Raw genomic sequence first — 13,230 nt, forward strand, 5'->3', positions numbered from 1 at the left:
GGAGCACCGTTGGCGATCGTCCGCCAGTACATCGAGCAGCAAAAACGTCCGCTCTAACGTGCACGTCAGAGCAGTCCTGAGATGCATTCACCCCCGGCGTGAACGCCGGGGCTTTCTGCAAGAATCCCGGTAACTGGTGGAGGTGCCCAGGTAGACGACCTCCCCCACGGTGCCGCGGATACGGCTGGCGCTGTCGGCGTCGCCCGGCCCGGTGGTCAGGGTGATCTTCTCGGGCCGCACGGTGAGTTCGAGGGCCGTCCCCGGCCCCGACCCGCCGGGCAGCGGCACGGTGATGCGCTGGCCGTCGCCGAAGTCGATCACTCCGCTGTCCGCTTCGACGGCGGTCAGGTGCCCGCTGATCACATTGGAGGTGCCGATGAACCCGGCGACGAACGCGGTGGCCGGCCGTTCGTACACCTCGCGGGGCGTGCCGACCTGCTCGACCAGGCCGCCGTTCATCACCGCGATGCGGTCCGACATGGTCAGGGCCTCGGCCTGGTCGTGCGTGACGTAGACGAAGGTGATGCCGACCTCCCGCTGGATGCGTTTGAGCTCCAGCTGCATGGACTGCCGTAGTTTCAGGTCGAGGGCGCCCAGGGGTTCGTCCAGCAGCAGGGCGCGGGGCCGGTTGACCAGGGCGCGGGCCAGAGCCACGCGCTGCTGCTGGCCGCCGGAGAGCTGACGGGGGCGGCGGTCGGCCTTGTCGGCGAGCTCCACGGTGTGCAGGATCCGATCGACCCGGTCGCGTATCTCGCCCTTCGCCACACGCCGGCGGCGCAGTCCGAACGCCACATTGTCGGCGACGCTCAAGTGCGGGAACAGGGCGTAGGACTGGAAGACCATGTTGATGTCGCACTTGTTGGCCGGCACGCCGACCATGTCCCGTCCGTGCAGCAGGATCTGACCGCCGGTCGGTTCCTCGAAGCCGGCGATCATCCGCAAGGTGGTCGTCTTGCCGCAGCCCGAGGGCCCCAGCAGGGAGAAGAACTCCCCTTCCGCGATGGAGAGGTTGACGCCGCGTACGGCCGCGCCGCCGGGGGTGCCGCCGAAGTCCTTGACCACGTCGACGAGGGTGATGGCCGGGCCTGGGTCCGGTGGCGGAGCAAGGGTGTCGGTTGCCATCCGTGGAACCTCCGGTGTTCGGGGCGTGGGCTGAGCGGGCGACCGTGCGGGGATGCGGGACGGGGAGGCGGAGCCTGCCGTAGGACGGCGGGGCGGGCCCGTGGGCAAAGTTGATAACGTTACCAACCGAAGTGGCACGTACCTTACCCACGACCGGGCGTCACCCGTCAATGGTTGAATGGCGCTGAATTTCATCGACCCGTTCCGCAGCGTCCGCCGAGCCGTCACGAAGAGATCCGCCATGCCGAATGAGCCACGACCGCCTCGTCGCGTCACCATCCCGGACGTCGCCCGGCACGCCGGCGTGGGGCAGGCCACCGCCGCCCGGGTCCTGGGCGGCTACGGGTCGGCGAGCGCGGCCACCCGGGAACGGGTGCTGGCCGCCGCCGCCGAGCTCGGCTACAGCACCAACGCCGTGGCCCGCAGCATGATCAGTGGGCGGACGCACACCCTCGGGGTGGTGGTCGCCGACATCGAGAACGCCTACTTCGCCCGTGCGGTGCGCGGCGTCGCCGATGTGGCCGCCAAATCGGGGTTGCAGGTCATCCTGGCCAACAGCGACGAGGACGGCGACAAGGAGAAGGCCGCGGTGCAGCTGTTCATCGAGCGGCGCGTGGACGGACTGGTCGTGGCGCCCGCGGCGGCCGAGCACGAGCATCTCGACCGGGCCGTCTCCGCGGGCATCCCGGTGGTGCTCCTGGACCGGGCGCTGAGCGGCGCCGCGCTGGACACGGTCGTCGTGGACAACCGGGGCGCCGCCAAGGCGGCGGTGGCCCGGTTCACCGACGCGGGGCACACCCGCATCGCGGTCGTCTCGTCGGCCTCACCCGCCGACGACTCCGCGCGGCTGGCGCCGGGTGCCGACATCTGGACCACCACCGAGCGGCTCACCGGCTACCGTCAGGCACTGCGAGCCGCCGGTATCCCGCGCGAGGGGGAGCTGATCCGGCACACCGGCTACGACCGGGCCTGGGCGCGCTCCGCCGTCCTCGAGCTCATGACCTGCGACGACCGGCCCACCGCGCTGTTCACCACCGACAACGTCGCCACGCTCGGCACCCTGGACGCCTTGCTCGACCTGGAGGCCCGCATCCCCGAAGACGTCTCCGTCATCGGCTTCGACGACGCGGAATGGGCCACGCTGATCCGGCCCCGGCTCAGCGTGGTGAGCCAGCCGGTGCAGGAACTGGGCGGCCTGGCGGCGGACATCCTGGTCCGCCGTATCAACGGCGCCTCGCCCCGACCCCGGCGCCACACCCTCCGCACCGCCTACATCGCCCGCGAGTCGACCGGCCCGGTCCCCGCCTCCGTACGGCGGCTGCGGGCACCGCAGAGCTGAGGCGGGCGCCCCAAAGGTCGTTTCTTTTGGTGCTCGTGGTCGTTGCACTGCGCCCGCCGGGTCGCACGGCCGGCTCGACGTACGCCCCCCGGCCATCCAGGCGCTCCCCGCCTGACGACCGGCTCGGCGAACACAGCCGACAGCGCGTCCAGGGCCGGCTCGGTCACCCCGGGCCGGCCTTGGGCGTCGTCGCCACAGAAGCCGAACCGGGTTCGCCTCCGGCGAGTTCGGGTCCGGCCCGACGCCGAGGCGGCACGACACCCGGTGAGCCACATCCAGATCCGGCACTAACGCGCGAGGAACGGGCCCAGGACCGAGACGAGTTCGGCCGGCGCGTCCAGCGCGATGAGGTGGGCGGCGGTGCGGAACTCGACCAAGGTGGCACCGGGGATCCCGGCGGCGTACCGGCGGGCGATGTCCTGGAAGTCGGCGACATCGAGCTTGCCGATCCCGACCAGTGTGGGGACGCAGATGCCGGCGATGTCGCCGGTTGCGCCGCCCCGGGAGTGCTCTCCCACGATCTCCTGGTTCACCAGCGACGTTCGTATCGGGTCCCGGAGCCGGTCGGCCAGCCCGACAGCGACGTCCTCCCACTGCCGAGCCGGCCCGCGCAGCCACATGTCCAGGTTGATACGGACGGCGGCGTCCAGGTCGCCCGAAGCCAGTGCCGCTGTTTCCGCCTCGTCGTACGCGACCATGTCCGAAGACCAGTGGTATCCCCGCCATGGCGGGGCGAGCACTGCCAGGGAGCGCACTCGGGCGGGGTGGGTGAGAGCGAAGTCCAGGGCCACGCGGCCACCCCAGGAGGCGCCGACGAGCCGCACACGTTCGTAGCCGAGGTGGTCCAGGAGGCGGCGCAGATCGTCGGTCTCGCTGAACGGGCCGGCCGGGGGTGCGGACCGACCGAAGCCACGGAGGTCGTAGCGGATGACGGTGTGCCCCTTTGCCAGGTCGGGCACGACGGCGTCCCACATACGGTGGTCCGCGACTCCGGCGTGCACGAGTACGACGGGAGGTCCGTCGCCGGCGACGACGTATGAAAGGTGACCGCGATCATCGGTAAGAGTGAGCATCCGCAGATGTTTGCAGTACAACAGGCCACGTGCCACTCAATAGGGGAAGCCTCCGCTCTCGCCGCCATGTCATCCGACTCGGCTCATGGCCGGAGCCACACCCCTTGGCCCGGCGGGCCTCTTCGTGACAGCACTAGCCTGCTCTCCATGCCCGACAACGCCACGCACGCGCGACGCGACGACAGGCCCGAGGACTCCCGGCGGGTGCGTCTGAGCCGGACCTTCGACGAGGACGCGGAGCTGTACGACCGGGCCAGGCCCGGATATCCGCCGGAGCTGTACGACGACCTCGCGGAACTCGCGGGTGTCCGACCCGGCAGCCGCGTACTGGAAGTGGGCTGCGGCACCGGCCAGGCGACGGTGCCTCTGGCCGAACGGGGCTGCCGGATCACGGCCGTCGAGGCGGGACCGCACATGGCCGTGGTCGCCCGCCGCAACCTGGCCGGGGCCCCGGAGGTGGAGGTGGTGACGGCGGACTTCGAGAGCTGGCCGCTGCCCCGGGAGCCGTTCGACGCGGTCCTCTCGGCGACGGCGTTCCACTGGATCGACCCGGCGGTGCGGACGGCCAAGGCCGCCGACGCCCTGCGTCCCGGCGGGGCGCTCGCCGTGGTGCGCAACCAGCATGTGAGGGGCGGCACCGAGGAGTTCTTCGTCGAGGTCCAGCGCTGCTACGAGCGCTTCGACCCGGACACGCCGCCCGGGCTGCGGCCCCCTGCGGCCGCCGACATCGACGGCTCGGACCATGCGGAGGAGGTCGCGCGAAGCGGCCGGTTCGGCCCCACGGTCTTCCGCCGCTACGAGCGGGACCTCACGTACACCACGTCGGACTATCTGGAACTGCTGCGGACCTACTCCGGCCACCGGGCTCTTCCGGAAGCCGCCAGGAACGGCCTGCTGGAGTGCATCGCGGGCCTGATCGACGGGCGGTACGGCGGCCGGGTGACCAAGCGTCATCTCATCGAGTTGGGAGTGTCGCACAGGCGGTGACGCCGGCACAGGCGCCGCGGTACGCCGCGGCGCCTGTGCCGGCTTCGTCACCCCCGCAAGCGGTGCGGGTGCCGGTTGTCAGGCGCGCACTTGCGCCGGTCAGACCGGTGCGGCGGCGGGCTCGTCGGTGTCGGACAGCCGGTCCATGAGCGTGGCCCGGGCCCGCGCCACCCGCGAGCGAACCGTGCCCACCGGGCAGTGGCTCACCTCGGCGGCCTCCGCGTACGGCAGACCGAGCAGCTGGGTGAGGATGAACGCCTCCCGGCGCTCGTCCGGCAGCGAGGAGAGCAGGTCCAGCAGGACGATCCCGTCGTCGAAGCCGGGCAGGCCCTGCGGCTGGGCCAGTTCGACGGCCAGCTGCCAGTCCGCCGTATCGGACAGGCGCGGCCGGGCGGCGGCGTACCGATGGCTGTCGATCACCGCGCGGCGGGCGATGGACAGCAGCCACGCTCGAGCCGACGACCGCCCTTCGAAGCGGTGCAGACTGCCGAGGGCGCGCAGGAACGTGTCCTGCGCCAGGTCGTCGACCGCCTGCGGATCGCCGCACAGGTGGGCGACGTAGCGCAGGACGTCGCGGTGCAGAGCGCGCACGAAGCGCTCCACGGCGTCCGTGTCGCCGCTCCGGGCGGCCAGAGCCCAGGCAGTCGTCGACTCGTCGTCCGATACCGCTCTGTCACTGTCGTCCCGCGAGGTGGGCAGGGCAGGAGTAATCACCTGGAGTCCTTCTCGGTTCATCCGGGGTCCGGACCGCGGACCGCGAGAGTGCGGGCGGTCCGGCGGGTTCCGGCGATTCCGGCGAGTGGGGAGACGGCCCTGCAGCCCTACGGCGCTTTGGCGCTTCGGCGCGTCGGCACTTCGGCACTTCGGCGCTCAGGCGCACGGCTGGGCGTACGGCCGTGACCCGAGGCGCGTACGGCGGCCTCGGGAAACCAACTGTCTTTAGCCGACAGCCGTCCCCACAGGGGGGCCTCGATGGGTGATCGCGTGGACGAGAAGGAGGAGGCGCGGCGCCCGGTGCGAGCGACGGCGACGCACCCTGACGCGCGGGCGGTCCGGGGTGAGGGGCAGGGCGAGCAACAGCCGCAGCGGCGCGGCCAGTCGTCCGGCGACGGCCCGCAGGATGCGGAACGCGGCCTTCTCCCCGCACGCCAGCCACAGACCGCACAGCAGCGCGGCGAGCAGGTGGGCGGCCAGCATGCCCAAGGACGAGGTGCCGCCCGAGGAGTGGCCCAGGTGAGCCATGGGGCTCATGCCCATGGCCCGCATGTCCATCGAGTCCATGGGCATCGAGCCCATGTCCATGGACCCCATGTCGTCACCCGTGGAAGCCAGGGAACCCATGTCGAGGGAGGCCATACCTCCGAACTCCGGTCCCACACCCCCCGGCTGGGCGAGCGAGAACGCGGAGTGCAGCATGGCCTGGGCGGCGACCACGACGGCCACGATCAGGGGCAGCCCGCGCTCCCGGCCGGCCAGGCACCAGCCGACGGCGCCGGTCACGGCAGCACCCGCGGCCAGCGCCCACGCCGGGACGGGGCTGCCGGACATCGTGACGTGCCCAAGGGCGGCGAGCAGCACGCAGACGGCCGCGAACACCGCGGCCCGTATCGCGCGAGAACACCACCCGACCGTCATGGCGCCTCATCCTCGCATCCGGACATGGTTCGTCAGGCGTGGGTACGGAAAACGCCCCGGCTCTCCACTCAAGCAGAAGCGCGTGATCCAGGACACGGCGCGGGGCCGGGAACTGGCTTACGAGTCGGACGCGGACACCGTTCGGTTCCCGGCCCGCTCGCCGGAATCGAGGCACCGGAGGGGGCACAAGAGCACGCCTGCGGCCTCCGCGCCTCCACACGCACCCGGGTCGCGCGTCCCCGCCGTCTGTGCCGGGTATCCCCTGGACAATCCCCCCCGCGGCGGCTGGTGCCGGACACCCGGATGCCGAGGCGCCGCGATCCCACACACCGGAAGGTGGAGCACCATGTCCGAGATCAACGGCCTGGAACCCGTGGCGACGTTCTGCGGGAACTGCAAGTGCGGCTGTCCCCAACTGTTCGTCGACCCCAGCGCCACTGCCGACCGCCGGATCGTCCTGACCGACGACTTCGGTCAGCGCGTCCAGATGAGCGCCGACCAGTTCTCCTCACTCGTCGACGACGCCAAGGCGGGGAAGCTGGACGGCATCGCCCTGCCCTGACCCACCACCGCTGCCGCGCACCGCGGTCGCCCGGCATCGCAACGGATCGCTTCGGGTCGGTTCCCCTGCTCCGGAGGAGCCGCCCGTCGCCGCCTCTGCGGGCGCACCTGTCGTGTCCGATCACCTGTCCGGCCCGCTCGGGCCAGAGACCGCCGCAGCTCCGCGCCTGCGTACCCTGTTCCCCGTGTCAGCCTCCCGTCTGCGTCGTGTCGCCGTCCTGGTGCTCGAGGGCGCGAAGCCGCTTGACGTCGGTATCCCCGCACAGGTGTTCACGACCCGGGCGAGCATGCCGTACGAGGTGCGGGTGTGCGGCGCGGCACCAGGTCTCGTGACCGGCGGGGACGGTCTGTCGTACCACGTCGCCCACGGCCTCGACACGCTGGCGTGGGCCGACATCGTCTTCATCCCCGGTTACCGGTTCCCGGACCGCGAGGACCCTCCGAAGGCCGTCGTCGACGCGCTGATCAACGCCCACGCTCGGGGAACGCGGCTCGCCGCCATCTCGACGGGCGCCTTCGCGCTCGCCGCCACGGGCCTGCTCGACGGCAAGCGTGCCACGACCCACTGGCATTACACGCGGGCGTTCGCGGCGAAGCATCCGCTCGTCCAGGTCGACGAGAACGTCCTGTTCGTCGATGAGGGCAGCGTGCTGACGTCGGCCGGCGCCGCCTCGGGCATCGACCTGTGCCTGCACATTCTGCGCGGGGACCTCGGCGTGGCCGCCTCCAACCACGCCGCCCGGCGCCTGGTCGCGGCCCCCTACCGCAGCGGCGGTCAGGCGCAGTACGTGCCGCGCAGCGTGCCCGAGCCGCTCGGCGAGCGGTTCGCCGCCACCCGGGAATGGGCGCTGCACCGGCTCGACGAGCCCCTCACCCTTCATATGCTCGCCCGGCATGCGGCGGTGTCGCCGCGCACGTTCTCACGGCGCTTCGTCGAAGACACCGGGTACACGCCGATGCAGTGGGTGATGCGCGCCCGCATCGACCTGGCCCGCGAACTGCTCGAGCGTTCGGAGCGCAGCGTCGAGCAGATCGCCGCCGACGTCGGTCTGGGGACCGGCACGAATCTGCGGCTGCACTTCCAGCGCATCCTCGGCACCACGCCGAGCGAATACCGGCGCACCTTCGCCCAGGGCGAGTAGCCCCCCGCGGGTGGCGCGATCCTTGCGAACCGTGGCGATCGCGCCGCTGTCCCGGGCGGCTGTCGCACCGGCAACCTGGTGGCGGACCGAAGGGACACTTTCATGACTCGTATCGCCATCAACGGATTCGGCCGCATCGGACGCAATGTGCTGCGCGCCCTGCTCGAACGCGACAGCGACCTCGAGGTCGTCGCCGTCAACGACCTGACGGAACCCACCACGCTCGCGCGGCTGCTGGCCTACGACACGACGGCCGGCCGGCTCGGTCGACCGGTGACCGTCGACGGGGACGCCCTCGTCGTCGACGGCCGCCGCCTCACGGTGCTCGCCGAGCGGGAACCGGCGCAGCTGCCGTGGGCCGAGCTGGGCGTCGACATCGTGCTCGAGGCGACCGGCCGCTTCACCTCGGCCAAGGCCGCCCGCGCCCACCTGGATGCGGGCGCGAAGAAGGTGCTCGTCAGTGCGCCGTCGGACGGCGCGGACGTCACCCTGGCGTTCGGGGTCAACACCGACGCCTATGACCCGGCCGTACACACGATCGTCTCGAACGCCTCGTGCACGACCAACGCGCTGGCACCGCTCGCCGCGGTGCTGGACGAACTCGCCGGAATCGAGCACGGCTTCATGACGACGGTGCACGCCTATACACAGGAACAGAACCTGCAGGACGGTCCGCACCGCGACGCCCGCCGAGCCCGCGCCGCGGCTGTCAACATCGTGCCGACCACGACGGGCGCCGCCAAGGCGATCGGCCTGGTGCTGCCGAACCTCGACGGCAAGCTGTCCGGCGACTCGATCCGTGTGCCGGTCCCCGTCGGCTCGATCGTCGAACTCAACACGACCGTCGCCCGCGACGTGACGCGCGAGGACGTGCTGGCGGCGTACCGCACCGCGGCCGAGGGGCCGCTCGCCGGGATCCTCGAGTACTCGGAGGACCCGCTGGTGTCGTCCGACATCACGGGCAATCCCGCCTCGTCGATCTTCGACTCGGCCCTCACCCGGGTCGACGGCCGCCATGTCAAGGTCGTCGCCTGGTACGACAACGAGTGGGGCTTCTCCAACCGCGTGATCGACACACTCGAGCTCCTCGCCACCCGCTGACCGCATTCCCGGCGCCGAACCGTCGCTCAGGCCGGGGCGCGCCGCTGTCGACGCGTGCGAGGGCGCGAGTCCGGTGCCAGGCGGCCCCTGGATCGTCTCCGGGACGTTCCAGGGGCCGCTCGTCCGGCGGGGGTTCCGGGGTGCGGGTGTCTCAACTGGTGGTGAGCATGCCTTCGCGCAGCCGGGCGAGCGTGCGGGAGAGCAGGCGGGAGACGTGCATCTGGGAGACGCCGAGGCGCTCGCCGATCTGCGCCTGCGTGAGTTCCTCGACGAACCGCAGGTGAATGATCTGCCGGTCCCGCTCGCCGAGTTCGGCGATCATGGGGGCCAACGCCTGGAAGTCCTCCACCAGTTCCAGCGCCTGGTCGTCGGCGCCGATGAAGTCCGCGAGCGCGGTCTCACCGTCCTCGCTGCTGTTGATGGCGGCGTCCAGCGAGGAGGAGTTGTAGCCGTTGGCCGCCAGACGAGCCTCGATGACCTCCTCCTCGGACAGGCACATCAGCTCCGACAGCTCCTTGACCGTCGGAGCGCGGCCCAGGCGGCTGCGGAGCTCCTCGGTGGCGCGTGCGAGCTGCACCCGGGCCTCCTGCAGGCGCCGTGGCACGTGCACCGCCCAGGAGGTGTCGCGGAAGAACCGCTTGATCTCACCCACGATGTACGGAATCGCGAAGGAGGTGAACTCCACCTCCCGCGAGAGTTCGAACCGGTCGATCGCCTTGATCAGCCCGATCATGCCGACCTGGACGATGTCCTCCATCTCCTCCGGCCCGCGGCTGCGGAACCGGGCCGCCGCGAAGCGGACGAGGGACATGTTCATCTCGATCAGCGTGTTGCGCGCGTACTGATACTCGGGCGTACCTTCCTCCAGCACTGCCAACTGGTCGAAGAACAGCTTCGACAACGCACGGGCGTCCTTGGGTGCGACCCCGGACGGGTCGGCGAGCTGTGGCAGTCCGGCTATGTGCGCGGCCGTTGTCGCCGTGGTCGCTGCCGTCACGTGTTTCCCTCCCAGATCCAAGCAGGCCTCCCTGCCTGCGCGAGCTGACGAGGCCTCGTGTACCCCGGCATCCTCCGCACATGCCTGCGTTTCGACGCACGGCTTCCCACCGCGGCTCCCCCCTCCCGCGGCTTCCTCGTCACGGGAGGGGGAGCCCGGCGGCCGGGGTCGTGGGAGCGGGTCTTGGAGTGGGGTGAAGACAGTGTGGGGGCCGCCGCACCGCCGCGGCCCCCACTGACTGGGCGCACTCTCCGGGGATCACCGCGAGCAACGCGCGTGCGGCGCACTCTTGCGCGCCGCTCGGGCTACCCGGAGCGGCGCCGGGCTCCCGCGCGCCGCTTCAGCGCGCGGCGTTCGGTTTCGCTCGTACCGCCCCACACACCGATGGTCTGATTCGTCTCGAGCGCCCACTGCAGGCACTCCTCCTGCACGGGGCAGCGTCGGCAGACCGCCTTTGCCTGCTGAGTCTGCAGCAGCGCCGGACCCGTGGTGCCGATCGGGAAGAAGAGGTCGGGATCCTCGTGTCGGCACGCGGCGTGGTCTCGCCAGTTGTCCATGAAAAGTCACCTGCGATCGAAAATCGTCCGTGCCCTTGGGAAACGCGCACTTCGTGCATTTCGTGCACTTCATGTACTTCGTGTACTCGCTTCGGGTCACCTGCCGACGTGCGAATGAAACCGGGCGAAAAGCCGTGCACGGGTAAGCTTCGCGGAATCCTCACAAGTGTCCGCCCGGACCAGCCGACGTCGAAGCGACGAGGCGTCAGGGGACCTCACCTAAGGCCGACTTGCTATGACCACTGTCATAAAGCATCCTGACTATGACAGCCGTCATGGTCAACGCCATGAGCACCGGTCCGCCGGAGTGCCGAGAGGCCGGTTGGTGGTCGGCGTCCCTGCGCCTGCGGTTGCGGTCGCCGGCCAGAACGGCCGGAAAGGAGACACTCGGTGATTCTCGACAGCCGCCCTGTCCCCGTCGTCCTCGCTCCACTTGCCGGCGGTCCGTCCACCCCCGAACTCACGGCCGCGGTGTCCGAGGCGGGCGCGCTGGGATTTCTCGCCGGCGGCTATCTGAGTGCCACCTCCCTGGCCGAGCGGCTGACCGTGACGCGCCGTCTCACCAGCGAACCCTTCGGCGTCAACCTCTTCGTGCCGGGACGGCCGGCCCGGCAGGAGGAGGTGGTGCGATATGCCGCATCGCTCGCCGACACGGCCCGTCACGCCGGCGTCGAGCTCGGCGATCCCGTGTTCGAGGACGACGGCTGGGCAGCGAAACTCGCCGTCCTGCTCGACGAACCCGTTCCCGTGGTGTCGTTCACCTTCGGCTGCCCCAGTGCTGAGACCGTGGCCGACCTGCACGGCGTGGGCAGCGAGGTATGGGTGACGGTCGGCTCCCCGGACGAGGCCACCGAAGCCGCCACCGCGGGCGCCGACGTGCTCGTGGCACAGGGCAGCGAGGCGGGCGGCCACCGAGGCGGATCCCACGACGACACCGGCACCGGCCTGCTCAGCCTGCTGCAGCTTCTGGCGGCACACACCGACCTGCCCCTCGTCGCCACCGGCGGCATCGCCACCGGTGGCGCGGTGGCCGCCGCAGTCGCCGCGGGCGCCAAAGCCGCGGCGCTGGGCACCGCTTTCCTGTGCTGCCCCGAGGCCGGCACGGCCCAAGTGCACCGCCGAGCCCTGCACCGGCCCGGCACCACCGCCGTCACCCGGGCCTTCACCGGTCGTGCGGCACGCGGCATCCGCAACGAGTTCCTGGACAGGCACACCACGGATGCTCCCGCCGCCTATCCCGAGGTGCACCATCTGACCGCTCCGCTGCGTCAGGCGGGCCGCGCACGTGGCGAGGCGGACCTGGTCAACCTCTGGGCGGGGCAGACATATCCCTTGGTGCGCGACCTGCCGGCCGCCGAACTGGTCCGCCGCATCGACGCCGAGACCAGAACCGCACTGCGGGCGGCGCTGTCCGCCGTGAACCGCTTCGCCCCTCCGACCGCACAGCCGTAGCACTCAGCGGCGGCCCCCATGCCACCCACGACCACGGGATGCCGGTCACCGCCGCCTCGACGCTCCTGGCGTTCATCGGCGTCTTCGACGTGATGGGCACCATCGCCTCCGGCCGGCTCAGCGACCGCAGCGACGCTCGCCGTCTCCTCGGCGCCTGCTTCTTCCGGCGCGGCCTGGTCCTGGTGAGCCTGCGCTGATCATGACGGCCACGGTCGACCCGCCGATGACGGCCTTCGTCGTCGCCTTCGGCCTGCTCGACCTCGCGACGGTGCGGAGGCGGGGGCCCTAGTCCAACTCCTGATCCACAGTCAGGAGCAGAGCCGTCGGAGAAGGCCAGGAGCGAGCGTCGAAGATCGCTGGGTATAGTGCAGGCGCTTTGCCCCGATGACCCCTGTCGCCGAGGAGGCCGTCCCCATGGACCCCGTCACGCTGATCACCGGTGGCTCGACCGGAATCGGCGCCGCCACCGCCCGCGCCCTGCTCAAGCAGGGCCACCGCGTGGCCGTCACCGGACGCGACGCGGGCAAGCTGGCCGCCTTCGCCACCACCGCGGGGGCGGGCGAGCGGTTGCTGACGATCACCGGCGACGCCAGCGAAGCGGATGACGTCGCCGCTGCCGTCCGCCACGTGCTGGACACCTGGGGCCGGCTGGACAACGTCATAGCCAACGCTGGTTTCTCCCTGCCCGGCAACCTGGAGACCCATGCCCCTGAGGACATGCGCGCCATGATCCTCACCAACGTCCTGGGCCCCGCCCTGCTGATCCAGGAGACCCTGCCCCACCTGAGGACCTCCAAGGGCCGAATCGTGATCATCGGCTCGGTCGCCGGCGTCCGCCACACCCCCGGCAACCTCTACTCCGTCACCAAGTGGGCCGCCCACGCCCTCGCCGAGAACACCCGCCTCCTGGTCGGCCAGGACGGAGTCGGCGTCACCGTTGTCGCCCCCGGCATCGTGGACACCCCCTTCTGGCACGCCCGTGGCGGCACCCCCGAGGCAGCCGCCACGATGACCGCCGAGCAGATCGCGGACACGATTGTGTTCGCCATCAACCAGCCCGCGGGCGTGGACATCAACCACATCACGATGCGGCCGACGGGGCAGGTTGGCTGAGGTAGAGCTCCCAAGGGTCGTACGGGGAGGTGCCTTTGGCTCCGCCAAGCATGGTGTTGCGCGGGCCGGGGGCGCCTTCGGATCTGGGCCGCCACCCCGCGGCGTTCCTAAGCACCGTTACCGCCGTTGCCTTGATCATCTGGCTTTGGAC

General features: G+C 71.0%; 14 protein-coding genes. 8 read left to right on the plus strand and 6 right to left on the minus strand.

Going from position 1 to position 13,230, the window contains the following annotated elements; translation table 11 throughout:
- Positions 1-87 precede the first annotated feature (87 nt).
- Positions 88-1,122 carry an ABC transporter ATP-binding protein gene (locus ACFYZE_RS22275; RefSeq protein WP_388996712.1) on the minus strand — a complete coding sequence of 345 codons (1,035 nt, stop codon included), beginning with the start codon at positions 1,120-1,122 and terminating at the stop codon, positions 88-90.
- 241 nt (positions 1,123-1,363) lie between these two features.
- Here ACFYZE_RS22275 and ACFYZE_RS22280 point away from each other — a divergent pair, with 241 nt between their 5' ends.
- Positions 1,364-2,461 (plus strand): LacI family DNA-binding transcriptional regulator, encoded by a 1,098-nt coding sequence (locus ACFYZE_RS22280; protein ID WP_388996715.1) that lies wholly within the window; start codon positions 1,364-1,366, stop codon positions 2,459-2,461.
- Between the two features lie 287 nt (positions 2,462-2,748).
- Here the strand turns inward: ACFYZE_RS22280 and ACFYZE_RS22285 are convergent, their stop codons facing one another.
- Complete coding sequence (locus ACFYZE_RS22285) at positions 2,749-3,534, minus strand: alpha/beta fold hydrolase (protein ID WP_388996718.1); 786 nt, start codon at positions 3,532-3,534, stop codon at positions 2,749-2,751.
- 147 nt (positions 3,535-3,681) lie between these two features.
- Here ACFYZE_RS22285 and ACFYZE_RS22290 point away from each other — a divergent pair, with 147 nt between their 5' ends.
- A complete protein-coding gene (locus tag ACFYZE_RS22290; RefSeq protein WP_388996721.1) occupies positions 3,682-4,521 on the plus strand; it encodes a class I SAM-dependent methyltransferase in 840 nt (279 codons plus the stop codon).
- Between the two features lie 99 nt (positions 4,522-4,620).
- On the opposite strand, the gene ACFYZE_RS22295 is transcribed toward ACFYZE_RS22290, so the two are convergent.
- Positions 4,621-5,235, minus strand: a complete 615-nt coding sequence (locus ACFYZE_RS22295; RefSeq protein WP_388996724.1) for a sigma-70 family RNA polymerase sigma factor — start codon at positions 5,233-5,235, stop codon at positions 4,621-4,623.
- Between the two features lie 225 nt (positions 5,236-5,460).
- The gene (locus ACFYZE_RS22300; protein ID WP_388996727.1) at positions 5,461-6,156 is read right to left on the minus strand and encodes a hypothetical protein; all 696 of its coding nucleotides are present in this window, start codon (positions 6,154-6,156) and stop codon (positions 5,461-5,463) included.
- 346 nt (positions 6,157-6,502) lie between these two features.
- Here ACFYZE_RS22300 and ACFYZE_RS22305 point away from each other — a divergent pair, with 346 nt between their 5' ends.
- The 3 genes from ACFYZE_RS22305 (at position 6,503) to gap (ending at position 8,960) form a co-directional block, all read left to right on the plus strand.
- Entirely contained in the window at positions 6,503-6,718 is a 216-nt protein-coding gene (locus ACFYZE_RS22305; protein WP_388996729.1) for a hypothetical protein, read from the plus strand.
- Positions 6,719-6,902: 184 nt separating this feature from the next.
- Positions 6,903-7,859: a GlxA family transcriptional regulator gene (locus ACFYZE_RS22310; RefSeq protein ID WP_388996732.1), complete on the plus strand. Its 957-nt coding sequence runs from the start codon at positions 6,903-6,905 to the stop codon at positions 7,857-7,859.
- 102 nt (positions 7,860-7,961) lie between these two features.
- Entirely contained in the window at positions 7,962-8,960 is a 999-nt protein-coding gene (gene gap, locus ACFYZE_RS22315; protein ID WP_388996735.1) for a type I glyceraldehyde-3-phosphate dehydrogenase, read from the plus strand.
- A gap of 151 nt (positions 8,961-9,111) precedes the next feature.
- On the opposite strand, the gene ACFYZE_RS22320 is transcribed toward gap, so the two are convergent.
- A complete protein-coding gene (locus tag ACFYZE_RS22320; protein ID WP_388996738.1) occupies positions 9,112-9,957 on the minus strand; it encodes an RNA polymerase sigma factor SigF in 846 nt (281 codons plus the stop codon).
- 305 nt (positions 9,958-10,262) lie between these two features.
- Entirely contained in the window at positions 10,263-10,514 is a 252-nt protein-coding gene (locus ACFYZE_RS22325; RefSeq protein WP_103844681.1) for a WhiB family transcriptional regulator, read from the minus strand.
- Between the two features lie 393 nt (positions 10,515-10,907).
- Between ACFYZE_RS22325 and ACFYZE_RS22330 the strand changes: the two genes are divergently transcribed.
- From ACFYZE_RS22330 to ACFYZE_RS22340, 3 genes are all read left to right on the plus strand, one after another.
- Positions 10,908-11,966: a nitronate monooxygenase gene (locus tag ACFYZE_RS22330; RefSeq protein WP_388997238.1), complete on the plus strand. Its 1,059-nt coding sequence runs from the start codon at positions 10,908-10,910 to the stop codon at positions 11,964-11,966.
- A gap of 38 nt (positions 11,967-12,004) precedes the next feature.
- Positions 12,005-12,163: a hypothetical protein gene (locus ACFYZE_RS22335; protein ID WP_388996741.1), complete on the plus strand. Its 159-nt coding sequence runs from the start codon at positions 12,005-12,007 to the stop codon at positions 12,161-12,163.
- A gap of 187 nt (positions 12,164-12,350) precedes the next feature.
- The gene (locus tag ACFYZE_RS22340; RefSeq protein ID WP_388996744.1) at positions 12,351-13,079 is read left to right on the plus strand and encodes an SDR family oxidoreductase; all 729 of its coding nucleotides are present in this window, start codon (positions 12,351-12,353) and stop codon (positions 13,077-13,079) included.
- The last annotated feature ends 151 nt before the right edge of the window (positions 13,080-13,230 follow it).

The sequence above is a fragment of the Streptomyces sp. NPDC001796 genome, assembly GCF_042892355.1.
Classification (GTDB): Bacteria; Actinomycetota; Actinomycetes; order Streptomycetales; family Streptomycetaceae; genus Streptomyces.

Excerpts from the sequence above, each read along its gene's own strand:
- ACFYZE_RS22275 (WP_388996712.1), bottom strand. The coding sequence starts at position 1,122 with ATGGCAACCGACACCCTTGCTCCGCCACCGGACCCAGGCCCGGCCATC.
- ACFYZE_RS22280 (WP_388996715.1), top strand. The coding sequence starts at position 1,364 with ATGCCGAATGAGCCACGACCGCCTCGTCGCGTCACCATCCCGGACGTC.
- ACFYZE_RS22285 (WP_388996718.1), bottom strand. The coding sequence starts at position 3,534 with ATGCTCACTCTTACCGATGATCGCGGTCACCTTTCATACGTCGTCGCC.
- ACFYZE_RS22290 (WP_388996721.1), top strand. The coding sequence starts at position 3,682 with ATGCCCGACAACGCCACGCACGCGCGACGCGACGACAGGCCCGAGGAC.
- ACFYZE_RS22300 (WP_388996727.1), bottom strand. The coding sequence starts at position 6,156 with ATGACGGTCGGGTGGTGTTCTCGCGCGATACGGGCCGCGGTGTTCGCG.
- ACFYZE_RS22305 (WP_388996729.1), top strand. The coding sequence starts at position 6,503 with ATGTCCGAGATCAACGGCCTGGAACCCGTGGCGACGTTCTGCGGGAAC.
- gap (WP_388996735.1), top strand. The coding sequence starts at position 7,962 with ATGACTCGTATCGCCATCAACGGATTCGGCCGCATCGGACGCAATGTG.
- ACFYZE_RS22325 (WP_103844681.1), bottom strand. The coding sequence starts at position 10,514 with ATGGACAACTGGCGAGACCACGCCGCGTGCCGACACGAGGATCCCGAC.
- ACFYZE_RS22335 (WP_388996741.1), top strand. The coding sequence starts at position 12,005 with ATGCCGGTCACCGCCGCCTCGACGCTCCTGGCGTTCATCGGCGTCTTC.
- ACFYZE_RS22340 (WP_388996744.1), top strand. The coding sequence starts at position 12,351 with ATGACCCCTGTCGCCGAGGAGGCCGTCCCCATGGACCCCGTCACGCTG.